Annotated in this window: 23 protein-coding genes; 14 read left to right on the top strand and 9 right to left on the bottom strand. The window is 74.1% G+C overall.

The genetic code is table 11. The annotated features are described in order from the left end of the window. Positions 1 to 6: 6 nt before the first annotated feature. Together O7627_RS10040 and O7627_RS10045 are read right to left on the bottom strand one after the other, a co-directional pair. Complete coding sequence (locus tag O7627_RS10040; RefSeq protein WP_278093221.1) at positions 7 to 750, bottom strand: DUF998 domain-containing protein; 744 nt, start codon at positions 748 to 750, stop codon at positions 7 to 9. Beyond that, positions 743 to 1,708, bottom strand: a complete 966-nt coding sequence (locus tag O7627_RS10045) for a glutathione S-transferase C-terminal domain-containing protein (protein ID WP_278093222.1) — start codon at positions 1,706 to 1,708, stop codon at positions 743 to 745. Before O7627_RS10045 ends, O7627_RS10040 begins: the two co-directional genes overlap by 8 nt. Positions 1,709 to 1,852: 144 nt before the next feature. Between O7627_RS10045 and O7627_RS10050 the strand changes: the two genes are divergently transcribed. The 10 genes from O7627_RS10050 (at position 1,853) to O7627_RS10095 (ending at position 15,434) form a co-directional block, all read left to right on the top strand. Further along, on the top strand, positions 1,853 to 2,671 hold the full coding sequence (locus tag O7627_RS10050) for an SAM-dependent methyltransferase (protein WP_278093223.1): 819 nt from the start codon (positions 1,853 to 1,855) through the stop codon (positions 2,669 to 2,671). 4 nt (positions 2,672 to 2,675) lie between these two features. Next, positions 2,676 to 4,850, top strand: coding sequence for an EAL domain-containing protein (locus O7627_RS10055; protein ID WP_278093224.1), 2,175 nt, complete (start codon positions 2,676 to 2,678; stop codon positions 4,848 to 4,850). A 4-nt stretch (positions 4,851 to 4,854) separates the two neighbouring features. Further along, the gene (locus O7627_RS10060) at positions 4,855 to 5,355 is read left to right on the top strand and encodes a DUF456 domain-containing protein (protein WP_278093225.1); all 501 of its coding nucleotides are present in this window, start codon (positions 4,855 to 4,857) and stop codon (positions 5,353 to 5,355) included. Between the two features lie 424 nt (positions 5,356 to 5,779). Continuing rightward, a complete protein-coding gene (locus tag O7627_RS10065) occupies positions 5,780 to 6,607 on the top strand; it encodes an FCD domain-containing protein (RefSeq protein ID WP_278093226.1) in 828 nt (275 codons plus the stop codon). 126 nt (positions 6,608 to 6,733) lie between these two features. Then, on the top strand, positions 6,734 to 8,104 hold the full coding sequence (locus O7627_RS10070; RefSeq protein ID WP_278093227.1) for a glutamine synthetase family protein: 1,371 nt from the start codon (positions 6,734 to 6,736) through the stop codon (positions 8,102 to 8,104). Further along, complete coding sequence (locus O7627_RS10075) at positions 8,085 to 9,485, top strand: aldehyde dehydrogenase family protein (protein ID WP_278093228.1); 1,401 nt, start codon at positions 8,085 to 8,087, stop codon at positions 9,483 to 9,485. Before O7627_RS10070 ends, O7627_RS10075 begins: the two co-directional genes overlap by 20 nt. Positions 9,486 to 9,511: 26 nt before the next feature. Next, positions 9,512 to 10,282, top strand: a complete 771-nt coding sequence (locus tag O7627_RS10080; protein ID WP_278093229.1) for a 3-oxoacyl-ACP reductase — start codon at positions 9,512 to 9,514, stop codon at positions 10,280 to 10,282. Beyond that, entirely contained in the window at positions 10,279 to 10,980 is a 702-nt protein-coding gene (locus tag O7627_RS10085; protein ID WP_278093230.1) for a gamma-glutamyl-gamma-aminobutyrate hydrolase family protein, read from the top strand. Before O7627_RS10080 ends, O7627_RS10085 begins: the two co-directional genes overlap by 4 nt. Before the next feature lie 29 nt (positions 10,981 to 11,009). Continuing rightward, positions 11,010 to 11,567: a pyridoxamine 5'-phosphate oxidase family protein gene (locus tag O7627_RS10090; RefSeq protein WP_278093231.1), complete on the top strand. Its 558-nt coding sequence runs from the start codon at positions 11,010 to 11,012 to the stop codon at positions 11,565 to 11,567. Positions 11,568 to 11,714: 147 nt separating this feature from the next. Then, on the top strand, positions 11,715 to 15,434 hold the full coding sequence (locus O7627_RS10095) for a SpoIIE family protein phosphatase (protein WP_278093232.1): 3,720 nt from the start codon (positions 11,715 to 11,717) through the stop codon (positions 15,432 to 15,434). Positions 15,435 to 15,459: 25 nt separating this feature from the next. On the opposite strand, the gene O7627_RS10100 is transcribed toward O7627_RS10095, so the two are convergent. After that, positions 15,460 to 15,774 carry an STAS domain-containing protein gene (locus O7627_RS10100; RefSeq protein ID WP_278093233.1) on the bottom strand — a complete coding sequence of 105 codons (315 nt, stop codon included), beginning with the start codon at positions 15,772 to 15,774 and terminating at the stop codon, positions 15,460 to 15,462. Positions 15,775 to 15,876: 102 nt separating this feature from the next. On the opposite strand from O7627_RS10100, the gene map reads away from it, so the two are divergent. Further along, positions 15,877 to 16,734 carry a type I methionyl aminopeptidase gene (gene map, locus O7627_RS10105; protein WP_278093234.1) on the top strand — a complete coding sequence of 286 codons (858 nt, stop codon included), beginning with the start codon at positions 15,877 to 15,879 and terminating at the stop codon, positions 16,732 to 16,734. Positions 16,735 to 16,744: 10 nt separating this feature from the next. Further along, the gene (locus O7627_RS10110; RefSeq protein ID WP_278093235.1) at positions 16,745 to 17,461 is read left to right on the top strand and encodes a VIT1/CCC1 transporter family protein; all 717 of its coding nucleotides are present in this window, start codon (positions 16,745 to 16,747) and stop codon (positions 17,459 to 17,461) included. Between the two features lie 112 nt (positions 17,462 to 17,573). Here the strand turns inward: O7627_RS10110 and O7627_RS10115 are convergent, their stop codons facing one another. Genes O7627_RS10115 through O7627_RS10140 form a run of 6 tightly spaced genes read right to left on the bottom strand, consistent with a single transcriptional unit; the run spans position 17,574 to position 23,197 of the window. Further along, positions 17,574 to 18,059 carry a nitroreductase/quinone reductase family protein gene (locus O7627_RS10115; protein WP_278093236.1) on the bottom strand — a complete coding sequence of 162 codons (486 nt, stop codon included), beginning with the start codon at positions 18,057 to 18,059 and terminating at the stop codon, positions 17,574 to 17,576. Between the two features lie 49 nt (positions 18,060 to 18,108). Next, positions 18,109 to 20,805: an FtsX-like permease family protein gene (locus tag O7627_RS10120; protein WP_278093237.1), complete on the bottom strand. Its 2,697-nt coding sequence runs from the start codon at positions 20,803 to 20,805 to the stop codon at positions 18,109 to 18,111. Beyond that, the gene (locus O7627_RS10125) at positions 20,802 to 21,500 is read right to left on the bottom strand and encodes an ABC transporter ATP-binding protein (RefSeq protein WP_347404650.1); all 699 of its coding nucleotides are present in this window, start codon (positions 21,498 to 21,500) and stop codon (positions 20,802 to 20,804) included. Before O7627_RS10125 ends, O7627_RS10120 begins: the two co-directional genes overlap by 4 nt. A 41-nt stretch (positions 21,501 to 21,541) precedes the next feature. Then, positions 21,542 to 22,252, bottom strand: coding sequence for a PadR family transcriptional regulator (locus O7627_RS10130; RefSeq protein WP_278093239.1), 711 nt, complete (start codon positions 22,250 to 22,252; stop codon positions 21,542 to 21,544). A 46-nt stretch (positions 22,253 to 22,298) separates the two neighbouring features. Next, the gene (locus O7627_RS10135) at positions 22,299 to 22,721 is read right to left on the bottom strand and encodes a ferritin-like domain-containing protein (protein ID WP_278093240.1); all 423 of its coding nucleotides are present in this window, start codon (positions 22,719 to 22,721) and stop codon (positions 22,299 to 22,301) included. Next, positions 22,718 to 23,197, bottom strand: a complete 480-nt coding sequence (locus tag O7627_RS10140) for a hypothetical protein (RefSeq protein ID WP_278098234.1) — start codon at positions 23,195 to 23,197, stop codon at positions 22,718 to 22,720. Before O7627_RS10140 ends, O7627_RS10135 begins: the two co-directional genes overlap by 4 nt. 216 nt (positions 23,198 to 23,413) lie before the next feature. On the opposite strand from O7627_RS10140, the gene rimP reads away from it, so the two are divergent. Both rimP and nusA read left to right on the top strand, forming a co-directional pair. Then, complete coding sequence (gene rimP / locus O7627_RS10145) at positions 23,414 to 24,043, top strand: ribosome maturation factor RimP (RefSeq protein ID WP_278093241.1); 630 nt, start codon at positions 23,414 to 23,416, stop codon at positions 24,041 to 24,043. After that, a complete protein-coding gene (gene nusA / locus O7627_RS10150) occupies positions 24,040 to 25,083 on the top strand; it encodes a transcription termination factor NusA (protein WP_278093242.1) in 1,044 nt (347 codons plus the stop codon). The genes rimP and nusA overlap by 4 nt, the downstream gene beginning before the upstream one ends. The last annotated feature ends 6 nt before the right edge of the window (positions 25,084 to 25,089 follow it).

A 25,089-nucleotide genomic window follows, 5' to 3' on the forward strand; every position in this document is an offset into this window, starting at 1 on the left:
GGCGGCTCAGTCGCGGCGGTGGCGGGTCAGCGCCAGTGCGGTGCCGACCAGCCAACCGGCGATCACGAGCAGCAGCAGCCGCTCCAGCACGCCGACCACGGTGCCCCGGCCGAGCCCGAGCATGGCCAGCCCGACCAGGGCCGACAGCGGCAGCGCCGCCAGGACCGCCGCCCGGGCCAGCCGGCCGACGACGGCGGGCGGGGCCGGCAGCCGATCGACCAGGCCGGTCACCCACGGCGGCAGGGGCAGCCGGGCGATCCCGGCCGGCAGGGTGCGGCCGGCATCCCGGAGCAGCCGGTCCACCCCGGGCGGCCGGGCCGGATCGGCGGGCACCGGTGCGACGGCCAGCGCCAGCATCGCGAAGACGCAGCAGGCCACCGCGGCGATGCTCGCCGCGCCGTGCACCAGGTCGGCGGTGGTGGCCGACTCGAACGGCGGCAGCGGGCAGCCCACGCTGCAGTTCACCGTCGCCGACACCGCGGTGCCGCCCGCCGCGGCGGCGAGCAGCCCGGCCGCCATCCGCGGCGCTCCCGGCAGCGCCGCGGCGAGCAGCAGCAGCGCCACCGCCAACCCCAGCACCCCCGACCGGTACGCGGTCGCGTAGTCGCTGCCGGCGATGCCGGCCTCGCTGACGTACCCGGTCGGACCCGGACCCGGACCGGCGACGACCGCGACCGCCACCGCGGCCGTGCCGGCCAGCGCGCAGCCGGCGGCACCCCAGCCGGCCGCCCGGCGGAGCGGCTCAGCCACGCCCGTGCGGAACCGTCCACCCGGACAGGTCCGGGCCCAGCGGCACGATCCCGGTCGGGTTGATCGCCGGATGGGTGCCGTAGTAGTGCCGCTTGATGTGGTCGAAGTCGACGGTGTCGCCGAACCCGGGCGTCTGGAACAGATCCCGGGCGTACGCCCAGAGCACCGGCAGTTCGGTCAGCTTCCGCAGGTTGCACTTGAAATGGCCGTGGTAGACCGCGTCGAACCGGACCAGCGTGGTGAACAGCCGCACGTCCGCCTCGGTGATCGCGTCCCCCATCAGGTACCGGCGGTCGGTCAGCCGGCTGGAGAGGTCGTCCAGTCGGTCGAAGAGAGTCCGCACCGACCGCTGGTAACCCCGCTGGGAGGTGGCGAATCCACACAGGTACACGCCGTTGTTCACCTCGTGGTACAGCACCTCCATCAGCTCGTCGAGCTCGGCCCGCAGCGGCTCCGGATACAGGTCCGGGGCGCCGGGGCGGTGCAGCGGACCCCACCGGGTGGACAGGTCGAGGGTCAACTGGGGGAAGTCGTTGCTGACCACCCGGCCGGTCACCGTGTCGACAAGCGCCGGGACGGTGACCCGGCCGGCGAAGTCGGGATCGGTCGCCCGGTACGCCTCCGCCAGGTACTCGATGCCGAGCACCGGGTCGCGACCGTCCGGATCGAGGGAGAACCGCCAGCCCCGGTCGTCGCGGATCGGGTCCACCGTAGCCAGCGAGATCGCCTCGTCCAGGCCGAGCAGGCCGCGTACGATCCGGACCCGGTGCGCCCACGGGCAGGCCCGCGACCAGACCAGCCGGTAGCGGCCGGCCTGCAGCGGCCAGCGGCCCTCGGCGTCCGGCCCGCCACCCGGCGGTGCCTGCGAATCCGCGCTGATCCGCCCGGTGAATCTGTTCGGCTGGCGGACGAACTGCCCGCCAGCGTCGGTCTCCTTGGTGAACTGGGCCCGAGCCATGCGGTCAACCTATCCCGCCCGGCCATCCCGGCCGGCCCGGTGACCGGCCGATAGAAGTTCCGCGGAACAGGCCCTACAGTGAGCTGATCAATCGTCCGGGCCGGTCGCGGGGGCGCCGACCCGGCGGAGCGAGTGAGGCTGAGCATGCAACTGCCCGAAGGGCTCCCCGCGGAGATCGATCTGAGCCGGCCGAGCGCGGCCCGGGTCTACGACTACTTCCTCGGCGGCGCGCACAACTTCGAGATCGACCGGCAGCTCGCCCAGCAGATCGCGAGCATGACCCCCAACCTGGCCGAGACCATGCGGGCCGGGCGGGCGTTCCTGCGCCGGGCGGTCCGGTTCCTGCTCGACGAGGGGATCGAGCAGTTCCTCGACATCGGCTCCGGCATTCCGACCGTCGGCAACGTGCACGAGGTCGCGCACGCCGCCAACCCGGCCGCCCGGGTCGTCTATGTGGACATCGACCCGGTCGCCGTGGCCCACAGCCGGTCGATCCTGGCCGATGTCGACAACGCCGGCGTGATCCACGCCGACCTGCGCGAGCCCGACCGGATCATCGCCGAGGCGAAGCGCTCCGGGCTGATCGACTTCGACCGGCCGGTCGCCATCCTGCTCGCCGGGGTGGTGCACTTCATCCCCGACGCCGACCGACCGGCGGAGCTCCTCGCGACGCTGCGGGCCGCCACCGTGCCCGGCAGCTACCTGGTGATCTCCCACTCCACCTTCGAGGACCAGCCGCCGGAGATGCTGGCCGCGCAGCGGCTCTCCAAGCGCACCGCCACCGAGATCACCCTGCGGTCGAAGGTGCAGATCGCCGACTACTTCGGCGACTTCACGATCGTCGAGCCGGGGATCGTCCAGATGCCACTCTGGCGCCCGGACGACCCGTCCGACGTGGACGACAACCCGGCGCGGTCCGGGGCGTACGGCGCGGTCGGCCGGCACGACGACCCCGCCGGCTAGACCCGTGACCGCCCCCGCCCCGGCCGCCGAGGGCGGCACCGCCGACGACGGAGCAGGTCGGTTCGCCCGCCGCTGGGCGCGCGAGGTCGGCCGGCTCGGGTTCCTCCCGCTCAGCTCGACCGACACCGAACGGCTGCTCTACGCGTACACCCTCCGGCTGGCCGAGGCGGTCCGCGCCGAACCGTTCACCGCCGAGCCGGGGTACCTGGTCGGTCGCGGGCTGGTCGACGCGCACCTGACCGAGCCGGCGATGGTCGACTGGTCGGTGCGGGCGCTCGGGGCTGAGTTCCAGACCACGGTCCTGGCGGCCCACGGCCCGGTGCCGGCCGAACCGGCGCTGGCCGACCGGATCGCCCGGCTGCAGGGCGCGCTCGCCGCCGGGTACGCCGACGGGCTGCGCGAACGGACCTTCAGCCAGCAGGAGCGGATCGCCCGGTCGGCCTGGGAGGCCCGGGACGAGGTCGAACAGGCGCTGCGGGACAGCGAGGCCCGGTTCCGGGCGGTCTTCACCGGCGCGGCGATCGGAATCGGCATCGGCGACCTGGACGGGCGGATCCTCGACGTCAACCAGTCCTTCGCGGACCTGCTCGGCTACACGGTCGAGGAGATGCGGCAGATCAATGTCGCCGAACTCTTCCACCCCGACGACGCCGCCGGGATGTGGGAGGTGTACCGGGACCTGATCGAAGGAAAGATCGACAACGCCCGGACCGAGAAGCGCTACTACCGCAAGGACGGCGACTTCGTCTGGACCGACCTGGCCGTCTCGCTGATCCGGTACGACGACGGCCGACCCCGCTTCACCGTGGCCATGGTCGAGGACATCACCCAACGGTACGAACTGGAGCAGCGGCTGCGGTTCCAGGCCCTGCACGACCCGCTGACCGGGCTGCCGAACCGTACCCTCTTCTTCGAGCGACTGGCCGCGGTCTTCGACCGGGCCGCGGAGCGGGACCGGGTCGGGGTCTGCTTCCTGGACCTGGACGGGTTCAAGGCGATAAACGACACGCTCGGCCACGACCTCGGCGACCGACTGCTGGTGGTGATCGCCCAGCGGCTCTCCGGCTGCGTCGCCGACACCGGCCACCTGGTGGCCCGGATGGGTGGCGACGAGTTCGTGATCCTGGTCGGCGACACCACCGGCGACCACGACGCGGTCGCCGTCGCCGAGACGGCGCTGGCCGCGGTCGCCGAACCGGTCCAGATCGAGGACCAGCAGCTGGCCGTGACGGCGAGCATCGGGATCGTCGAGTGGCCGGTCGCCGGCACCAACCCGTCGGACCTGATGAAGGCCGCCGACACCACGCTCTACTGGGCCAAGGCCGACGGCCGCGGCCGGTGGGCGCTGCACGACCCGGAGCGCAACGCCCGGGACCTGGCCAAGGCGGCGCTGGCGGCCCGCCTGCCGGGGGCCCTGGAGCGGGGCGAGTTCGAAGTGGACTACCAGCCGATCGTCGCGCTCGCCGACGCCGCGCCGGTCGCGGTCGAGGCGCTGGTCCGCTGGCGCCACCCGGAGCTGGGACTGCTCGGCCCGGACGAGTTCATCGGCCTGGCCGAGGAGACCGGGCTGATCTGCCGGCTCGGCGAATGGGTGCTGGACCGGGCCTGCGAACACGCCGCCGAATGGCTGCGGGAGTTCCCCGGGGTCCGACTGGTGGTGAGCGTGAACCTGGCCGCCCGGCAGGCCAGCGACCCGAGCATCGTCAACGCGGTCGCCGCGGCGCTGCACCGCACCCGGCTCCCGGCCGAGCTGCTGCAGCTCGAACTGACCGAGAGCGCGCTGATGGCCACCACCGGCGAACCGCTGCGGATCCTGCGCCGGCTGGCCGCCCTCGGCGTCCGGCTGGCCATCGACGACTTCGGCACCGGCTACTCCAACCTCGCCTACCTGCGCCGCATGCCGATCCACTCGCTCAAGCTGGCCGGCCCGTTCATCGAAGGGCTGCCGTCGGGCGGCCCGCCCGGCGCGTACGACGAACGGCTCGTCGACGCGCTGGTGCGGCTGGCCCACGCACTCGGTCTCACGGTCACCGCCGAGGCGGTGGAGACCGCCGCCCAGGCCGCGCTGCTGCGCGGGCTCGGCTGCGACACCGCCCAGGGCCGCTACTTCGGCGCCCCGACCGACGCGGCGTCGGTGACCGCCCGGCTGCGCGACGGCGGCGCCGGTAGGGAAGGCTGACGGGGTGGACCTCGGCGACACCGGCACCCTCGTCACCCTGCTCAGCGGGGTGGCCATCCTGATCGGCATCGTCGGCGTCGTGGTGCCCGTGCTGCCCGGCCTGGCGCTCTGCTGGCTCGGCGTGCTCGGCTGGGCACTGCTCGGCGGCGACGGCTGGCAGCGGTGGCCGGTGCTCTTGCTGGCGACCGGGGTGGCGGCCGCCGGGACGGTGGTGAAGTACCTCTGGCCCGGCCGGGACCTCAAACGCTCCGGGGTGCCGACCAGTTCCCTGGTGGCCGGCGGGGTGCTGGGGCTGGTCGGGTTCTTCGTGGTGCCGGTGGTCGGGCTGCTGCTCGGCTTCGTGCTCGGCCTCTGGCTGGCCGAGCGGGTCCGGCTCGGCGACTCGCGGCTGGCCTGGCCGGCGACGAAGCGGGCGCTGCGGGCGGTCGGCCTGGCCATGCTGATCGAGCTGACCGCGGCCCTCGGCATCGCCGGCCTCTGGGTGGCCGGCCTGCTGATCGCCTGAACCACCCCGCCCCGCTGCCCAGGCCGGCCCGCCCGGCCGGCCTGAGATGCGGCCGCCCTGCCGGCCGGCGCCGTGCCTGGGTCAGCGCCGTGCCTGGGCCGGCGCTGGGCGGACCTGCCGGCCGGGGTGGAGGCGCGGCGGCGCGGGGCGGCCACGGGTACGGCCGCCAACCGTACGGGTGAGAGAGAGGTGACGGCGCCCCGCGCCGCCGCGCTGGCCGGGCCGTCCGAGGGCCCGGCGGGCCACAGCTATGAGCATGCGCCGGCGCCGGTGACCAGGCAACGGATTTACCCCGTCGCGGGGCCTGGCGGCGACGGGACGGCCGGGTTTGTCAGCGGCCGGCGGCGGTGGGCGCTGGTCGTACCATCGAGGCACCGGCCGGCATCCGCCGGCCCACCGCCGCGACCAGAGTGGGGGTCCGCCGATGCCGACCGACGCGGTGGCCGCCGATCTCGGCCTGCCCGCGGGTGGCCCGGTAGCCGGCGATCCGCAGCCGCCCGCCGACCTCGGGGTGCCGATGTGGCGGCCGGTCCGCGGCGGCAACGCCTTCGAGATCACCGTGGCCCGGTTGGCGCAGGCCATCCGGCTCGGCCTGGTCGCCGAGGGGGAACGGCTGCCGGCCGAGCGGGACCTCGCCGACAAGCTGCAGGTGAGCCGGATGACCCTGCGGGAGGCGATCAGGGCGCTCCGGGAGGCCGGCTACCTGGAGTCGCGCCGCGGGCGTACCGGGGGCACCTTCGTCGTCTCCCGGTCCGGCGGGCGGTCCGGGCGGCGGGCGGCCGGGCCCGCGGTGGCCACCCGGCCCCGACCGGTCGCGGCCGAGGTGGCCCGGCAGATGGGCGCCAGCCTGCCCGACGCCCTGGACTTCCGGCGGGTCCTGGAGCCCGGTGCCGCCGCGCTGGCCGCCGGCCGGCGACTGCCCGACGCCGACCGGGAACGGCTGCGGTCCTGCCTGGTGGCCTCCCGGGACCGCGCCCCCGCCGTCCGGCGGGTCGCCGACTCCCGGCTGCACCTGGCCATCGCCGGGGCCAGCGGTAGCCCGTCGCTGGCGGCGGCGGTGGCCGACGTGCAGCTCACCCTGGACCGGCTGCTCGCGGCCATCCCGGTGATCCCGCGCAACCTGGACCACTCGGACCGGCAGCACACCCGGGTGGTCGAGGCGATCCTGGCCGGCGACCCGGCCGCCGCCCGCGCCGGCATGGAGGAGCACTGCGACGCCACCGCCGAACTGCTGCGCGGCCTGCTCGGCTGAGCCGGCGGACCGCTCGGGGTGAGCCGGCGGGCCATTCGGGCTGAGCCGGCGGGCCATTCGGGCTGAGCCGGCGGGATTGACGCCCCAATGGTTTGCCGGTAGACCTTTTCGCATGGAGGCTCCCGCATGACATCCGCAGGCCCGGCGCTGACCGTCGAGGAACTGCGCCTGGCCGTCGACTCCGGCGAGATCGACACGGTGGTGCTCGCCCTGGTGGACATGCAGGGCCGGCTGCAGGGCAAGCGGTTCCACGCGCCCTACTTCCTCGACCACGTCGTCGCGAACGGCAGCGAGGGCTGCAACTACCTGCTCGCCGTCGACGTCGACATGAACACCGTCGACGGGTACGCCATGTCCAGCTGGGAGCGCGGCTACGGCGACTTCGCCATGGTGCCCGACCTGGGCACCCTGCGGCGGATGCCCTGGCAGCCCGGCAGCGCCCTACTGCTGGCCGACCTGACCTGGCTGGACGGCTCCGGCGACGTGCTCGCCTCCCCGCGGCAGGTGCTGCGCCGTCAGCTCGCCCGGCTCGCCGACCACGGCCTGACCGCGTACGCCGGCACCGAGCTGGAGTTCGTTCTCTACCGCGACTCGTACGAGGACGCCTGGCGGCGCGGCTACCGCGACCTGACCCCGGCGAACCTCTACAACGTCGACTACTCGCTGCTGGGCACCGCCCGGGTGGAGCCGCTGCTGCGCCGGATCCGCAACGAGATGGCCGGCGCCGGGCTGGTGCCGGAGAGCGCCAAGGGCGAGTGCAACCTCGGCCAGCACGAGATCGCCTTCCGCTACGACGCCGCCGTCACCTGCGCCGACAACCACGTGATCTACAAGAACGGGGCGAAGGAGATCGCCGCCCAGGAGCAGCTGGCGATCACCTTCATGGCCAAGCCCAACGCGCGGGAGGGCAACTCCTGCCACATCCACTTCTCGCTGCGCGGCACCGACGGCCGCTCGGCGATGCTCGGCGACGGGCCGGCCCACCTCTCGGTCACCGGGCAGCGGGTGCTGGCCGGGCTGCTGGACACCATGCGCCAGTTCAGCCTCTTCTTCGCCCCCAACATCAACTCCTACAAGCGCTACCAGCCCGGCTCGTTCGCCCCGACCGCGCTGCGCTGGGGCACCGACAACCGCACCTGCGCCCTGCGGCTGGTCGGGCACGGCCAGGGGATGCGGGTGGAGAACCGGGTGCCGGGCGCCGACGTCAACCCCTACCTGGCCATCGCCGCCCTGGTCGCCGGCGCCGTGCACGGCATCGAGTCCGAGCTGACGCTGGAGCCGGAGCTGACCGGCAACGCGTACTCGGACGCCGACGCCCCCCGGGTGCCGGGCACCCTGCGCGACGCGCTCGCCGAGTGGGAGGGCTCCGAGCTGGCCCGCGCCGCGTTCGGCGACGAGGTGGTCGACCACTACGCCAACAACGCCCGGGTCGAACTGGCCGCGTTCGACGCGGCGGTGACCGACTGGGAGATGTTCCGTGGCTTCGAACGGCTCTGAGGCGTCCGCCCCGCGGCAGCCGACCGAGACCGAGGTCGTCAACCCGGCCACCGGGCTGGTGGTGGCGCGGGTGCCGGCCGCCGGGCCGGCCGAGACCGACGCCGCCATCGACCGGGCCGCGCGGGCGCAGCCGGGCTGGGCCGGGCTCGCCCCGGCCGACCGGGCCCGGCTGCTGCGCCGGTTCGCCGCCGAGGTCGACGCCCACTCCGAGGAGCTGGCCGAGCTGGAGGTCCGCAACAGCGGCCACCCCATCGGCAATGCCCGTTGGGAGGCCGGCAACGTCCGCGACGTGCTGGACTACTACGCCGGCGCCCCGGAACGGCTGACCGGCCGCCAGATCCCGGTCGCCGGCGGGCTGGACGTCACCTTCCACGAACCGCTCGGCGTGGTCGGCGTGATCGTCCCGTGGAACTTCCCGATGCCGATCGCCGGCTGGGGCTTCGCTCCGGCGCTGGCGGCCGGCAACACGGTGGTGCTCAAACCGGCCGAGTTGACCCCGCTCACCGCGATCCGCCTCGGCGAACTGGCCCGGCAGGCCGGCCTGCCGGACGGCGTGCTGACTGTCGTACCCGGTCCCGGCGCGGTGGTCGGGCAGCGGTTCGTCGACCACCCGGCGGTCCGCAAGATCTGCTTCACCGGCTCCACCGAGGTCGGCAAGCGGATCATGGCCGGCTGCGCCGACCAGGTGAAACGGGTCACCCTCGAACTCGGCGGCAAGAGCGCCAACATCGTCTTCGCCGACGCGGACCTGGAACGGGCGGCCACGACCGCCCCGTCCGCGGTCTTCGACAACGCCGGGCAGGACTGCTGCGCCCGGTCCCGGATCCTGGTCGAGCGGTCTGTGCACGACCGCTTCCTGGCGCTGCTGGAACCGGCCGTGCGGGCCGTGCGGGTGGAGGACCCGGCGTTGGAGTCCGCCGAGATGGGACCGCTGATCTCGGCCGGGCAGCGCGACCGGGTGGCCGGCTACGTGACCGGCGCCGAGGTGGCCTGCACCGGCCGGGCACCCGAGGGCCCCGGCTTCTGGTACGCCCCGACCGTGCTGCTGGCCGACTCGCCGGCCGACCGGCACTGGCGCGAGGAGATCTTCGGACCGGTCGTCTCGGTGCTGCCCTTCGACGACGAGGCCGACGCGATCCGGCTCGCCAACGACACCGCCTACGGCCTGTCCGGGTCGATCTGGACCCGCGACGTGGGCCGGGCGATCCGGGTCAGCCGGGCGGTCGAGGCCGGCAACCTCAGCGTCAACTCACACTCCTCGGTGCGCTACAGCACCCCGTTCGGTGGGATGAAACAGTCCGGCCTGGGACGGGAGCTGGGACCGGACGCTCTGCACGCCTTCACCGACGTGAAGAACGTCTTCATCGCCACCGACGGGTGAGCGATCCGCGGCAGGAGGAGGTACGGATGGTGCGGGATCGGCTGGCCGGCCGGGTGGCCGTGGTCACCGGCGCGGGCAGCGGCATCGGACTGGCCACGGTCCGGCGGTTCGCCGCCGAGGGCGCCCGGGTGGTCTGCGTCGACATCGACGCGGCCGCCGGCGAGGCCGCCGCCGGCGAGGTCGACGGCGAGTACGTCGGCTGCGACGTGGCCGACGAGACCGCCGTCCGGGACCTCTTCGACGGCGTCGCCGAGCGGCACGGGCGGATCGACATCGCCTTCAACAACGCCGGCATCTCGCCGCCGGAGGACGACTCGATCCTCGACACCGACCTGGCCGCCTGGGAGCGGGTGCTGCGGGTCAACACCACGAGCGTCTACCTGTGCTGCCGGTACGTGCTGCCGCACATGCGCCGGCAGCGCTCCGGCTCGATCATCAACACCGCCTCCTTCGTGGCGCTGATGGGGGCCGCCACCTCGCAGATCGCGTACACGGCGAGCAAGGGTGGGGTGCTGGCGATGACCCGGGAACTGGGCGTGCAGTTCGCCCGGGAGGGGATCCGGGTGAACGCGCTGTGCCCCGGCCCGGTCGCCACCCCGCTGCTCACCGAACTGTTCGCCAAGGACCCGGAGCGGGCCGCCCGGCGGCTGGTGCACGTGCCGATGGGCCGGTTCGGGCGGGCCGAGGAGATCGCCGCCGCGGTGGCCTTCCTGGCCAGCGACGACGCGTCGTTCATGACCGCCACCCAGTTCGTGGTCGACGGCGGCATCACCGGCGCCTACGTGACCCCCCTGTGACCGACCGGCCGATCATCGGGATCACCTCGTACGTCGAACCGGCGACCTGGGGCGTCTGGCGGGAGGTGCCGGCCGCGCTGGTTCCGTACGACTATGTGCGCGCGGTCACCGCGGCCGGGGCGCGGGCCGTGCTGCTGCCCCCCGACGGTGCCGACGCCGGGGTGCTGCGCGCCCTCGACGGGCTCATCCTGGCCGGCGGCGCCGACCTGGACCCGAGCCGCTACGGCGCGGCCCCGCATCCGCTGACCAGCAGCCGGCCGGACCGGGACGCCGGCGAGTTCACGCTGCTCACCGCCGCCCTCGACGCCGACCTGCCGGTGCTCGGCGTCTGCCGGGGGATGCAGCTGCTCGCGGTCGCGTACGGCGGCCGGCTGCATCAGCACCTGCCGGAGCTGACCGGCGACCACCGGCACCAGCCCGCCCCCGGCCGGTACGGCAGCCACCCGGTCCGGTTCGCCCCGGGCAGCCGGATCGCGGCGGTGCTGGCCGGCGCCGCGGTCGAGGTCAACAGCTACCACCACCAGGCGGTCGCCGACCCCGGCGGGCTGACGGTGACCGGCTGGGCCGACGACGGGGTGGTCGAGGCGGTGGAGGACCCCGACCGCCGGTTCGTCCTCGGCGTGCAGTGGCATCCGGAGACGGTGGCCGACGCCCGGCTGTTCGCGGCGCTGGTCGCCGCGGCCGGCGCCGGCCGGTGACCGATCGGCCGTGTGCGAGGATTGGCCGCATGGGCAAGGTGTACGAGGCGATCGACGGCCGGCTCCGTGACTTCATTCTCGATCAGCAGGTCTTCTTCGTGGCCACCGCGCCGTCCATGGCGGACGGTCATGTGAACGTCTCGCCGAAGGGTATGGTCGGCACCTTCGCCGTCCTCGGACCACACCGGGTCGCCTACCTCGACTACTACGGCAGCGGCGCCGAGACCATCGCCCACCTGCGCGACAACGGCCGGATCACGCTGATGTTCGTCGCCTTCACCGGGCCGCCCAACATCGTCCGGCTGCACGGCCGGGGCAGGTTCGTGCCGATCGAGGATCCGGCCGCCGCCGAACTGCTCGCCGCCTTCCCCGCGGACGGTCCGGACCGGCACGGCGTGCGCGCCGTGATCGAGGTCGAGGTGGCGCGGGTCAGCGACTCCTGCGGCTACGGCGTTCCGCTGATGAGCTACCAGGGCGACCGCGATCTGCTGCTGCGCAGCCACTCCCGGCGCACCGAGGCCGACCTCGCCCAGTACCGGGCCACCCGCAACGCCGCCAGCATCGATGGCCTGCCGACCTTCCCCTGATGCCGGGTCCGCCGAGCGGACCAGCGATGATCGGTTCAGAAGCGTTACGGCACTGGTCCGCTGGGGTACAACGCGGGGCACGACGGGCGCAGCGACGACGGGTGGATCGACCGGGCGGTACCGGCATCGCCTGGGGCGGGAGGATTCATGGGTTCGGCCCCGCAGGACGAGGGCGGCGACCGGCGCACCGGCATGGTGAACGGGACACTGCCGCCCAGCCTCGCGGCGGCCTTCGCCAACGGCGGCGAGATGGGCGGCCGGCTGGCCGCCCTCGACTGGTCCGCGACCCCGGTCGGCGCCCCGCACACCTGGCCCGCGAGCCTGCGGCAGGCCGTCGCCATGATGCTCTCCTCCGAGTCGCAGATCGTCATGTACTGGGGCGACGAGTATCTCGCCTTCTACAACGACGCCTATCTGCCGACCATCGGTGCCAAGCACCCGGCGGCCCTCGGCCGGCCGGCCCGCCACCACTGGTCCGAGCTGTGGCAGGTGCTCGAACCGCTTTTCGACGGCGTCCGACGGTCCGGGCGTGCCTACCGGGGCAAGGACCATCCTTTCCTGCTGGAACGGCACGGTTACCTGGAGGAGACCTACTTCGACGTCTCCTACGACCCGCTGCGGCGCGACGACGGCACGGTGGGCGGCATCTTCTGCATCGTGAGCGAGACCACCGGGCGGGTGCTCGGCGAGCGGCGACTCCGGGCGCTGGCCGAGTTCGGCTCGCGCCTGTCCGACCTGGCCACCTGGGCCGAGTTGGGTCGCGAGGCGGCCCGGGTGCTGGACGGGTATCAGGCCGACGTGCCCTTCTCGCTGGTCTACCTCGGCGACGGGCAGCCGGGCGCGGAACGGCTCACCGGTTGGAGCGGGGTGACCCCGGACCGGATCATCGCCCCCCGCGGTCCGGACCTGGATCCGGCCGGCCCGACCATGCCGCCGGCGCTGGCCAGGGTGCTGGCGGGTGGTGCGGCGACCACCGGGCCGCTCTCCGATTTCCTCGCCGCCGGGCCGGACATCGCGGCCGACCAGGTACTGGTGCTGCCGATCACCGCGACCGCCGAGCCGGCCGGGGCCCTGGTGGTGGGGATCAGCCGGCACCTGGCGCTGACCGCCGACTACCGCGACTTCTTCGACCTGGTGGCCGCGCAGATCTCCAGCGCGGTGACCAGCCAGCGGGCCTACGAGCACGAGCGGTCCCGGGCCGCCGACCTGGCCGCCCTCGACCGGGCCAAGACCAACTTCTTCGCCAACGTCAGCCACGAGTTCCGGACCCCGCTGACCCTGATCCTGGGCCCGCTGGAGGACGCCCTGGCCGACCGTGACCTGCCGGTCGGGCACCGCGAGTCACTGGCCGTGGTCTACCGCAACGGGCTACGCCTGCTCAAGCTCGTCAACACCCTGCTCGACTTCTCCCGGCTGGAGTCCGGCCGGCTGCTGCCGTTCTTCCAGCCCACCGACCTGGCCGACTACACCGCCCGGCTGGCCAGCACGTTCCGCTCCGCGATCGACCGCGCCGGGCTGCGGCTGGTGGTGGACTGCCCGCCGCTGCCGGAACCGGTCCTGGTCGACCGGGACATGTGGGAGAAGGTGGTGCTCAACCTGCTCTCCAACGCCCTGAAGTTCACCTTCGAGGGGGAGATCACCGTCCGGCTCCGCGCCGTCGACGGGATGGCCCGGCTGGAGGTTGCCGACACCGGGGTCGGGATCAGCCCGGACGAGATCGGCCAGATCTTCAAGCGTTTCCACCGGGTCATCGGGGTGCGCTCGCGCAGCCACGAGGGGACCGGCATCGGCCTGGCGTTGGTTCGCGAGCTGACCGAGACACACGGCGGCACGGTCGGCGTCCGCAGCCAGCCGGAGGCCGGCAGCATCTTCACCGTGGCGGTGCCCTTCGGCGGCGGTCACCTGCCGCCGGACCGGATCGGCCCGGCCGACGGCCCGCCGGCGGAGACCCGCGAGGCCCGGCTCTACCTCGGTGAGGCCGCCTGGTGGTCGGCGCCGGGCACCACCGTCGGCGGGACCGCACCGGTGGGCGCCGAGCCGGCCGAGCCACCCGGCCAGTCCCGTGGCCGGGTGCTGGTCGCCGACGACAACGCCGATCTGCGGGACCACGTCGTCCGACTGCTTGCCCCGTACTGGCAGGTGGTGGCCGTGGCGGACGGCGCGGCGGCGTTCGACGCCGCGGTCGGCAGCCCGTTCGATCTGGTGCTGACCGACGTGATGATGCCGAAGATGGACGGGTTCGCGCTGGTCACCCGGTTGCGCGCCGATCGGCGGACCCGGCACGTGCCGATCGTGATCCTGTCGGCCCGGGCCGGTACCGGTGAGGAGGTCGAGGGACTGGCCGCGGGGGCCGACGACTACCTGGTCAAGCCCTTCTCCGGCCAGGAGCTGATCGCCCGGGTCCGGTCCAACGTCGAGCTCGGGCAGCTCCGCGGGCAAATCATCCGCCAGCTGCGGGCGCTGGCCGACGCCGCGGTGGCCGTCAACACCGCCCGGTCCACCGCCGACGTGCTGCGGGTCGCGGCGGACCACGCGCTGGAGATGGTGCAGGCCGGCCGGGTGGTGGCGAGCGCGCCGGGGCTGCGCTACGAGGCGGACGGTGGTGGCCGGTCGCCGGACGACCCGTCCAGCGTGGTGCCGATGACCGGCACCACCGGTGAGGAGCTCGGCGAGCTGCGGGTCTGGCCCCGGCACGACCTCAGCACCGACACCGAGGAGGCGGCCCTGGCCCAGCTCGCCCGCCTGGTCGGGCTGCGGCTGGAGAACGCCCGCCTGTACGAGGCCGAGCACCGGATCGCCACCACGCTGCAGCACAGCCTCCTGCCGTCGTCACTGCCGCGGCTCCCCGGTGCCATCGTCGCCAGCCGGTACCTCCCCGGCAACACCGACGTCGAGGTCGGCGGCGACTGGTACGACGTGATTCCGGTCGACGACGGCCAGCTGGTGCTGGTGATCGGCGACGTGGTCGGCAAGGGGGTGGCGGCCGCGGCGGCGATGGGGCAGCTGCGCAACGCGCTGCGGGCGTACGTGCTGGAGGGGTTCGACCCCGGGCAGGCGCTGACCCGGCTGAACCGGCTGGTCGGCTCCACCGGCCAGCGCTCCTTCGCCACGGTGGCGTTCCTCTGGTTCGACCCGCAGACCGGCCGGCTCCGGTTCGCCAGCGCCGGACACCCGCCCGCGCTGCTGATCGGCACCGACGGGGCGGTCCGGTTCACGCACGAACGGGCCCTCGGGCCGCCGGTGGGTGCCCTGCCGGACTCGGTCTACCGGACGGTCGAGACACGGCTGGAGCCGGGGCAGCGGTTGCTGCTCTACACCGACGGGCTGATCGAGGATCGCCGGCAGGGCATCGACACCGGGCTGGACCAGCTCCGGCTGGACGCCGCGACCAGCTGTGACCACGTGGAGGACCTGGTCAGCGTCATGATCGACCGGGTGGCCGGGCGGCCGCGCCGGGACGACGTGGCGATCCTGGCGCTGGAGGCCAGCGAGCTGAACCGGTTCGCGCTGCGGCTGCCGGCGGACCCGACCCGGCTGAGTGTGCTGCGCAAGCGGCTGGAGGACTTCCTGATCGCCCACCAGGTCGGTGAGACCGACCTGTTCGATCTGACGGTGGCGGTCTCCGAGGCGGCCGCGAACGCCATCGAACATCCCGTGGACCCGCGCGAACCGGTGATCGCGGTCACGGCGCAGATAGCCGACGGTGTGGTGGACATCACTGTCCGGGACACCGGCCAGTGGCGGGAGTCGACCGACTCGGGATTCCGGGGTCGCGGACTGGCGCTGATCGGCGCGCTCGGCGAGCTGACCGTCCGCCGCACCCCGGCCGGGACCGAGGTCCACCTGCGTCGGGTCCTGCAGGACTGACGGCCGGGAGCAGCCGCGCGGGGGGTCAGTCCGGCCGCAGCCAGGGTTGGTCGCCCAGCCCGGAGATCTCCAGCACCCGGCGCACCTGCCGGGACGGCAGCACCGCCAGCCCAGCGGCGAACCGGTCGGCGAGCTGGATAACCGCGTGGATGGCGGCGGAGTCGAAGAACGTCACCTGCCGCAGGTCCAGCGTGAGCCGGCGGGCCTTCTCCTCGGTCGTCGCGTCGATCATCGCCCCGGCCGTCGACATGTCGACCTCACCCGCTACCACCACCAGGAGGTGATCCCCGTCCACCTCGGTTGCGGCGGAGAAAGCGGCTTCCGTCCCTCCTTGATCCACGCACACACGATGGCACAGCGCCTCACTGACAGCAAGAATCGCCGCCCGGTCGTGGCTCGCCGCCGGGTCCGGACCCCGGCCGGTCGGCGATAGGCTGAAACCATGACCGTGCGCGCCCCGCTCACCCCCGGCCGGCTCTCGCCGTGGCGACCCGTGCCACCGCACATCGCCCGCCCCGAGTACGTGGGAAAGAAGGGGCCGACGCCCTGGCGGGGATCGCACGTGCAGACCCCGGAGACGATCGAGCGGATGCGGGTCGCGGGCCGGCTGGCCGCCCAGGCCACCCAGCTCGCCGGCGAGCACTGCAAGCCGGGGGTGACCACCGACGAGATCGACCGGGTGGTTCACGAGTTCCTGATCGACCATGGCGCCTACCCCTCGACCCTCGGCTACAAGGGGTTCCCCAAGTCCTGCTGCACCAGCCTCAACGAGGTCATCTGCCACGGCATCCCGGACTCCACCGTGCTGGCCGACGGCGACATCATCAACGTCGACGTGACCGCGTACCTGAACGGCGTGCACGGGGACACCGACGCCACCTTCTGCGTCGGCACGGTGGCCGAGCCGGTGCGGCTGCTGGTCGAACGGACCCACGAGGCGATGATGCGCGGCATCCGGGCGGTGGCCCCCGGCCGGCAGATCAACGTGATCGGGCGGGTGATCGAGTCCTACGCCCGCCGCTTCGGGTACGGCGTGGTACGCGACTTCACCGGCCACGGCATCGGTGAGGCGTTCCACAGTGGCCTCTACGTGCCGCACTACGACAGCCCCCGGCCGACCGACATCATGGAACCGGGGATGACCTTCACCATCGAGCCGATGATCACGCTCGGCACCCACGAGTACGACATGTGGGCCGACGGGTGGACGGTGGTCACCAAGGACCGGCGCTGGACGGCGCAGTTCGAGCACACGATCCTGGTCACCGACGACGGCCACGAGATCCTCACCCTGCCGTGATCGTCCAGCCATGACCGAGACGTCCAACACCGTCCGGGAGAGTCACCACGCCGACGTCTCCGGCGGCTGGCTACGGCCGGCGGTCTTCGGCGCGATGGACGGCCTGGTCACCAACATCGCCCTGATCGCCGGCGTCGGCGGTGGCGGAGTCGCGCCGGACACCATCGTGCTCACCGGGGTGGCCGGCCTGGTCGCCGGGGCGATCTCGATGGGGCTGGGCGAGTACACGAGCGTCCAGTCCCAGAACGAGCAGATCGCCGCCGAGGTCGCCAAGGAACGCCGCGAACTGGAGCGTCATCCGGACGCCGAGGCGGCGGAGCTGGCCGACGGCTGGGTCGCCCGGGGCCTGCCGCGGGAGCTGGCCGATCAGGTGGCCGCCGTGCTGCGAGACAATCCGCGTGAGGCGTTGCGGGTGCACGTGCAGGAGGAGCTCGGCGTCGACCCAGACGAACAGCCGAGCCCGTGGGCCGCCGCCGGCTCGTCGTTCGTCTGCTTCTCGGTCGGGGCGCTGGTACCGCTGCTTACCTACCTGCTCGGTTTCACCAGCCTGTGGCTGGCGCTCACGGTGGGCGGCCTGGGCCTCTTCCTGGCCGGCGCCCTGGTTGCCCGGTTCACCGCCCGCCGCTGGTGGCTCAGTGGCGCCCGCCAGTTGCTGCTCGGTGCCGCCGCGGCGGCCGCGACGTATCTGATCGGCCGGCTGATCGGCGTGGGCGCCGGCCTCGGCTGACTGTGAGGAGCCATCAGGTCACGAGACCACCGCGTCACGAGACCACCGCCTCCACGGGGCCGATGGGTCACAGGGCCGCCAGGCCAGCTCCGGGGCCGGCCCGTCCGCGGGGTCAGCCGGCCGCCGTCGGATCGGCAGCCGGTGTCAGCCGGAAGACCGGGATCTCCCGGCCGGCGGCCCGGCGCTGGTACGTCAGGTAGGCCGGCCACTCGGCCACCAGCAGCTCCCAGAGCCGGTCCCGTTCGGCGCCGGTGACGGCGGTGGCTCGGACCGCGATGCTTCTTCCGCGTACCAGCGCGGTGGCGGCCGGGTCGGCGAGCAGGTTCAACGCCCAGGCCGGCGGCTGGGGCCGGCCCCAGTTGGAGCCGGTCACCACGAATGCGTCACCGTCGCGCACGTAGAGCACCGGGTTGCTGCGCGGCTGACCGGACCGGCGTCCGGTGGTGGTCAGGATCAGCGACGGCATCAGGCCGAGCGCTACCACCCGGCCCCGGGTCAACCGGCCGACCAGCCGGTCCGCCGGGACCAGGAACCGGCCGGCGCGGGCGAACCAGCGGCGGTGGCCGAGGGAACGGGTCAACTGGCGCAGGCGCGACATCCGCCCAGTGTGCCGGTCGGACACCCGGATGCGAAGCCCCGCCGGCAGCTCAGCCGAGCCGGCGCTCGATCGGCAGCCGGGACGGGGTCAGCAGGCCGGCACCGAGCATGGCCACCAGCGGCACCACCAGCAGCACCCCGAGGGCCTGCCAGGGAACCACGATCGGGTACGGCTGCTCCACCGGCCAGACCGGCCGGCCCTGGTTGAGCGCGGTGATCACGGCGACGGCCGCGCAGAGCCCGGCCGCCATGCCGAGCAGCGAACCCAGCCCGGCGATGACCCCGGCCTGGCTGAGCGACAGCAACCGGCGTACCCGAGGGCTGGCGCCGATCGCGGCCAGGGTGGACAGATCGGCGCGGCCCTCGGCGGCGGCGAGCCCGGTGGCCATCCCGGCCGCGCCGAGCGTGATCAGCCCGGCCGCGCCGGCGAGCACGAGCAGGGTCGGCGCGGTGGTCGACGGAACCTGGCCGGTCACCTCGACAAAAACCAGCGGCGACAGCGCCCGCAACGCCGTCCCGAATTCCTTGACCTGCTCGTCGCCGGGCCGGCCCGAGGTGGCCACCAGGTAGCCGACGGGCTGGCTCGCCAGCCCCAGCCCGGCCAGCGTGGCGGGCGCGACGATCTGCCGGCTGGCGCCGTACGGGCAGTCCAGCGCGTACGCCGGCAGCCTCACCAGTGACGGCGGGCGGTCCGGCTCATCCGGCGGGGACCGCAGCAGATCCATCGAGACCATGCCGTCGTCGATCAGCAGCGGGTCGCTGACCACCACGCCACCGGCCCGCAGGACCTCGGTCGCCCGCCGGACCTGTTCGTCACCGGCGCCGGTCAACGCCGCCAACCCCGATCCGTCGTCAGCGACGACGCCCATGATCGGCGGGCCGTCGAAGTAGAAGTTCTCGTCCGGCCGGGCGCAGCGGGGGTCGGCCAGCGCGAGTTCCTGCTCCCGCTCGCTGAGCCGGTCCGGCCGGTACGGGCACTCGCTGCCGGGCGGCGTCCGGACGGTCAACCCGCAGTACGAGTCCGGATCGACCGAGTCGGGGCAGCCGGGCATCCGCAGCGTGGTCACACCGGTGGCCGGCAGGTGCGCCTCGGCCAACTCGGCCACCCGGTCGACCGGCAGCGTCGGCGGCCCGGGGAACGGACCCCGGAAGCTGACGTGCACGTAACCGGGTGGCACCGTCGGCTCGGCGGCGGCGAAATTCCGACTGTCCGCGCTGGCCGCGTACCCGCCGAGGGCGACGCTGCCGGCCACGGCCGCGAGGACGGCCGAGATGGCCGGCGCCGCGGAGGCCCGGTTGCGGGCCGTGTCGCGCAACGCGATCCGGGGCGCCAACGGCAGGAACCGGCCGAGCCGGGCGATCAGCCCGACCACGCTCGGCGTGCAGAGCACCAGGCCGATCTCGGCGAGGGTGAGGCCGAACAGGATCAGGCTGGTGGTCGGCCGGGTGGCACCGAACATGGCCACCGCGGTGCCGGCCACGGCCAGCGCCAGCCCGGCCACCAGCCAGCGGCGCCGGGACCGCAGTTGGCCGCGGCGGCCGGTCAGGGCGGCGACCACGTCCTGCCGGGCGGTGGTGAAGGCGGGTACCAGCGCGGCGAGGACCCCGGCGACCACGGCCAGGCCGGCGATGGCCGCCAGCGCCTCCGGGAAGTATCGGGTGGCGCCGGGCCGGGTCTGGAAGACGTACTCCGTCAGCAGACCGCGGGCGGCCAGCGCGCCGACCACGCCCACGGCGAGGCCGACGGCCGCGCCGCAGCCGCCGAGCAGCACTCCGTCGGCCAGCACCATCCGGCGCAGGTGGGCCGCGGAGCCGCCGTTGGCGGCCACCAGCGCCAGGTCGCGGCGGCGGCGCAGCGCGCCGACCGCCAACGCCGGACCGGCCAGCAGCACCACCTCCAGCAACCCGAGCCCACCGACCAGCACCGCCACCGAGATGTCCTCCCGGCTGCCGCCGATACCCGATCCGACCGCGGTGTCGGTCGACGCCGGCGGTGGGGCGTCGGGCATCGGCCGGGCGATGACCAGCAGCCCGTTGGCGTTCAGCCGGCCTACGTCGTCCCAGCCGAGTCCGCCGGGCACATCGGCCAGCCACTGTTCGGCCTCCTGCTCTCCGGTGGCCGGCGGCACGACGATCACCGCGTCGAGACGGTCGGGCACCTCCACGACTCCGACGACGGTGTGCGCCGGGGCGCCGTCCAGCGGCTCGGTCCGCTCGCCCACCGAGAGCCCGAGCCGGCGTAGCGCCTGCTCGGTGGCGAGCGCCTCGGTCCGGTCGGCGGGCAGTCGGCCGGCCCGCAGCACCGCCAGATGTCGGGTCACCGGATGGGCCGGGTCGATCTCCCGGTACTCGACCTCCGTCACCTCGTCGTCCGGCGTCGGCAGGGAATGCCAGCTCGGCGGGCGGACCGGGGCGATCCTGCTGCCCGGCGGCAGGTGCGCGGCGATCGCCGCGGGCGGTGGCGCCGGTTGCCGGGGAGCGGACTCCTGCACCGACTGCCAGCTCTCGCTTGTCGGGTCCTGCCGCAGCGGCCCGCCGACCCAGACCAGCTCGGCGTCGTTCGGGCCGAGCTGCCGGTCGAGCCGTTCGGCGGGGGTGAGCTGGAAGGTGTCGTAGCTGACCGCGCTGAAGGTGAGGGCGGCCACCGGCAACGCGATCATCGCCAGCACCAGCGCGCTGCGTCCCTTGGCGCGCCGCGCCTCCCGCACGGCGATCCGCAGCGCCGTGCGCCAGCCGCCCGGGTTCACCGGACCGCGCCGCCCGGCAGCAGCTGTTCCGGCGCCGGTAGCGGGCCGGAGCTGTCCACCATCACCCCGTCCCGGAGGAAGATCACCCGGTCCGCCCAGGCGGCGTGCCGTGCCTCGTGGGTGACGAGTACGCCCGCCGCGCCCGCGTCCACCCGCGCCCGCAGCAGGCGCAGCACCGCCTCCCCGGTCTGCGAGTCCAGCGCGCCGGTCGGTTCGTCGGCCAGCACCAGCCGCCGGTCGCCCACCAGCGCCCGGGCGATCGCCACCCGCTGCTGCTGGCCGCCGGACAGCTCGTCGGGGAACCGGGGTCCGGCGCCGTCGAGACCCACCTCGGCCAGCGCCGCGAGCGCCTGTCGCCGGGCCTGGCGGACGCTCACCCCGTCCAGCTCCAGCGGCAGCGCGACGTTCTCGGCGGCGGTGAGGCTGGCCAGCAGGTTGAGATCCTGGAAGACGTAACCGACGCTGCGGCGCCGGACCTGGGCCAACTGCCGTCGGTTCAGGGCGCCGAGCACCCGCCCCTCCACCCGTACCGTCCCCTCGGTCGGACTGTCCAACCCGCCGGCCAGGTTCAGCAGGGTGGACTTGCCCGACCCGGAGGGGCCCATCACCGCCACCAGCTCACCGGCGTCGACGGCGACCGTGACACCGCGCAGCGCGTGCACCGCCGCCGCGCCGACCCCGTGGGTCCGGCGCACCTCGGACAGCTCGAGAACGGGGGCCGACCCGTCCGGTCCGGTCACCGGTTGGCCCGCTGCGGCCCGCCCAGCTGGTGGCCGGCCGTCGGACTGCCGGCCCGGTCGGCGGCCGGGCCGCCGGGGGTGGCCGGGCCGCCGGGGGTGGCCGGGCCGCCGGGGGTGGCCGGGCCGCCGGGGGTGGCCGGGCCGCCGGGGGTGGCCGGGCCGCCGGGGGTGGCCGGGGCGTCGCCGGGGATGGGTCGGTGCCGGGCCAGGCTCGACTCGCAGTGGTCCAGCCAGCGGACCTCGGCCTCGGCCTGGAACACCAGCGCGTCCAGCACCAGCCGCCAGGCCAGGTCGTCCGGACGGTCGTCACGCACCTTGAGCCGGGTGAACTCCTGCAGCGCCCGCATGGTGGCGGTGCGCTGGGTCTGCACGACGGTCCGGACGTCCACGCCGGGTGTGGTGATGGCGAGGGCCAGTTTGATCGCCAGTTCGTCGCGCGGCCGGTCGGTGCGGCTGATCGGGGTGCTGAACCAGAGCGTCAGCTCGGCCCGGCCGGCGTCGGTTATCTCGTACGGGCGCTGCCCCCCGTCGTTCTCCGGCAGCGGTCGGACCAGCTCGTCGCGTTCCAGCCGGGCGAGGGTCGTGTAGACCTGGCCGATGTTGAGCGGCCAGGTGGCGGCGGTGGATTCCTCGAAGGCCGACCGGAGCTGGTAGCCGTACATCGGTCCGCGTTCCAGGAGGGCGAGGAGTCCGTGCCGGATGGACATGGTGTCCGAGTATGCATACCCGGTATGTGAACTGGCAAGTTGTCCGTCAGACGACCCGACCCGGGAAGGCCACGGTGGCCGGTGTCACCTGCGCCAGCCGCCGCCACCGGGTGGCGCGGACGGCGGCGTCGGTGAGCCCGGCCAGCACCTGGGTCCGCTCGGCACCGGAGGTGGCCGCCAACGCGGCCCGCCACACGGCCGCGGTCCGCTCCTCGATCTCGACCGCCAGCCGCAGCGCGGCGGCCGCGTCGGTGACCGGGAACGGCAGAGTGTACGACGGGGCGGCCGGGGCGGCGGTCGCGCCGCCCGCGGTGAGCTGCACCACCAGGGCGTCCCGGCGGGCCCGGTGCGCGGTTTCGGCGGCCCGCGCCTCGCGTGCCGCGGCGCCGGTCAGCCGGACCCCGATCGGCCCGTACGCGAAGATCGCCGCGTGTTCGGCGGCCAGCGCCCGATCCAACTCCCCGCTCACGTGAGCACCTCCGCGTGGGCGGCCCGGGCGGCCGCGATGGTGCCGACCAGGGTGGCCCGTTCCGCCGGTGCGGCCAGGCACGCCTCCGCCGCGGCTTCGCGTCCGCGCTGCTCGGCGGCGCGCAGCTCGGCCCGTACCGCGGCCGGGTCGCCGGCCGACGCGGGGCCGCCGGTCGGCGCCGGCGGGTTCGACGACGGCAGTGCCGGGGTCGACGAGGGGAGGCCGGTGCCGGTGAGCCGGGCCAGCTCCTCGGCGTGCGCGCGGTGGGCGGCCTCGATCGGGCCGAGCAGGTCCGCCAGTTGCGGGTGGTCGGCGATGGCGCGCTGGTGCCGGGCGGCGAGGTCGAGCGCGCCGGCCAGCAGCGGGGCGAGCGGGTCCGGCTCGGGGGCCGGTTCCGGTTCGCGGTCGAGCAGATCACAACCGGTCAGCGTCCCGACGGCGGCGGCGAGCGCCGCCAGCGCGCCGCCGCGCAGCACGTCCCGCCGGGACGGTGCCCGGCGCTCCTGGTCGGGGTCCGAGATCCGCACCGGTCAAGTGAACACCATCGGGCGGGTTGCGGGTGCGTCGGTGCGCCGGCCGGGCCCTCGGTCGGGCAGCGCGTTACGCTCTGCGCAGCCGCCGGGGCGTTCGACCCGGTGGCCGGCCGGCATGGCCGCCCGACCGAGGGTAAGTCGATCATGAAGGGGTGCGGGATGACGCAGCGTGGCCGCGCCGCCGGCAGGTCGACGGGGGGACGCCGCCCCGGCGGCCCGCCCCGGGAGGACCTCGGCGCGCGCCGACTCCGGTTGCGGACGGTGATCGAACCGGTGCTGCGGGACGCCGGTTACGACCTGGAGGAGCTGACGGTCAGCCGGGCCGGCCGGCGGCACGTGGTCCGGGTGATCATCGACGGCGACGGCAGGGTCAGCCTGGACGCGGTGGCCGATGCCTCCCGGGCCGTCTCGGCCGCGCTGGACAAGGCCGAGGAGAGCGACGGCGACCTGATCGCCGGCGAGTACCAGCTCGAAGTGAGCTCACCCGGGGTGGATCGTCCGTTGACGCTGCCCCGGCACTGGCGCCGCAACGTGGGCCGGCTGGTCAAGGTGACCGTCCGGGATGCCGCGGGGGAGCGGCCGGTCGTCGCCCGGGTGGTGGCGGCGGACGACGCGGGCGTGACGTTCGACCTGGCCGGCGGCACGGTGACCTGGGGCCACCCCGAGCTGGGGCCGGGTCGGGTGCAGATCGAGTTCAACCGGCCGGGCGACGAACCCGATGAGATCGACTACGACGAGATCGACGACGAGATCGACGACGAAGAAGATGTGGAGGGCGAGGAGCGGTGAACATCGACCTCGCGGCGCTGCGCGCACTGGAGCGCGAGCGGGAGATCCCGTTCGAGACGATCCTCGCGGCGATCGAGACGGCACTGCTGACGGCATACCGACACACCGAGGGCGCCGAGGCGCACGCCCGGGTGGAGATCGACCGCAAGTCCGGCGCGGCCCTGGTGTACGCCCAGGAGCTCGACGCCGACGGCACGGTGACCCGGGAGTGGGACGACACTCCGCACGACTTCGGCCGGATCGCGGCGATGACCGCCAAGCAGGTCATCCTGCAGCGCCTGCGGGAGGCGACCGACGAGGCGCACTTCGGTGAGTACGTCGGTCGCGACGGCGACCTGGTGACCGGTGTGGTGCAGGCGCACGAGGCACGCAGCGAGAAGGGCATCGTCACCGTCGACCTGGGCAAGCTGGAGGCGGTGCTGCCCGGCTCCGAACAGGTGCCGGGCGAGCTGTACGAGCACGGCCAGCGGATCCGGTGCGTGGTAGTGCATGTGGCCAAGGGCTTCCGCGGCCCGCAGATCACCCTGTCCCGGTCCCATCCGAACCTGGTCAAGAAGCTGTTCGCCCTGGAGGTTCCGGAGATCGCCGACGGGACCGTGGAGATCGCCGCGATCGCCCGCGAGGCCGGCCACCGGACCAAGATCGCCGTACGGTCGATGGTGTCGGGCGTGAACGCCAAGGGCGCCTGCATCGGGCCGATGGGCCAGCGGGTCCGGGCGGTGATGAGCGAGCTGCACGGCGAGAAGATCGACATCATCGACTGGTCGGAGGATCCGGCGACCTTCGTCGGCAACGCCCTCTCGCCGGCCAAGGCGCTGCGGGTCGAGGTGGTCGACGCCGCGACCCGGACCGCCCGGGTCACCGTCCCGGATTTCCAGCTTTCGCTGGCGATCGGGCGGGAAGGGCAGAATGCCCGACTCGCCGCCCGGTTGACCGGTTGGCGGATCGACATCCGTCCGGATACCGAGCCGACGCCCGCGGATGCGCCCGCAGTCGCAGACCAGGTGCCGGAGCCGGGCGGCGCGATCTCGGGCGGGTAGGGGTAG

The organism is Solwaraspora sp. WMMD1047 (assembly GCF_029626155.1).
In the GTDB taxonomy this organism is placed as follows: domain Bacteria; phylum Actinomycetota; class Actinomycetes; order Mycobacteriales; family Micromonosporaceae; genus WMMD1047.

What these genes read in the sequence shown, in the direction of transcription:
- O7627_RS10045 (WP_278093222.1), bottom strand. Translation starts at nt 1,708, where the DNA reads ATGGCTCGGGCCCAGTTCACCAAGGAGACCGACGCTGGCGGGCAGTTC.
- O7627_RS10050 (WP_278093223.1), top strand. Translation starts at nt 1,853, where the DNA reads ATGCAACTGCCCGAAGGGCTCCCCGCGGAGATCGATCTGAGCCGGCCG.
- O7627_RS10065 (WP_278093226.1), top strand. Translation starts at nt 5,780, where the DNA reads ATGCCGACCGACGCGGTGGCCGCCGATCTCGGCCTGCCCGCGGGTGGC.
- O7627_RS10070 (WP_278093227.1), top strand. Translation starts at nt 6,734, where the DNA reads ATGACATCCGCAGGCCCGGCGCTGACCGTCGAGGAACTGCGCCTGGCC.
- O7627_RS10080 (WP_278093229.1), top strand. Translation starts at nt 9,512, where the DNA reads ATGGTGCGGGATCGGCTGGCCGGCCGGGTGGCCGTGGTCACCGGCGCG.
- O7627_RS10090 (WP_278093231.1), top strand. Translation starts at nt 11,010, where the DNA reads ATGGGCAAGGTGTACGAGGCGATCGACGGCCGGCTCCGTGACTTCATT.
- O7627_RS10095 (WP_278093232.1), top strand. Translation starts at nt 11,715, where the DNA reads ATGGGTTCGGCCCCGCAGGACGAGGGCGGCGACCGGCGCACCGGCATG.
- map (WP_278093234.1), top strand. Translation starts at nt 15,877, where the DNA reads ATGACCGTGCGCGCCCCGCTCACCCCCGGCCGGCTCTCGCCGTGGCGA.
- O7627_RS10110 (WP_278093235.1), top strand. Translation starts at nt 16,745, where the DNA reads ATGACCGAGACGTCCAACACCGTCCGGGAGAGTCACCACGCCGACGTC.
- O7627_RS10115 (WP_278093236.1), bottom strand. Translation starts at nt 18,059, where the DNA reads ATGTCGCGCCTGCGCCAGTTGACCCGTTCCCTCGGCCACCGCCGCTGG.
- O7627_RS10130 (WP_278093239.1), bottom strand. Translation starts at nt 22,252, where the DNA reads ATGTCCATCCGGCACGGACTCCTCGCCCTCCTGGAACGCGGACCGATG.
- rimP (WP_278093241.1), top strand. Translation starts at nt 23,414, where the DNA reads ATGACGCAGCGTGGCCGCGCCGCCGGCAGGTCGACGGGGGGACGCCGC.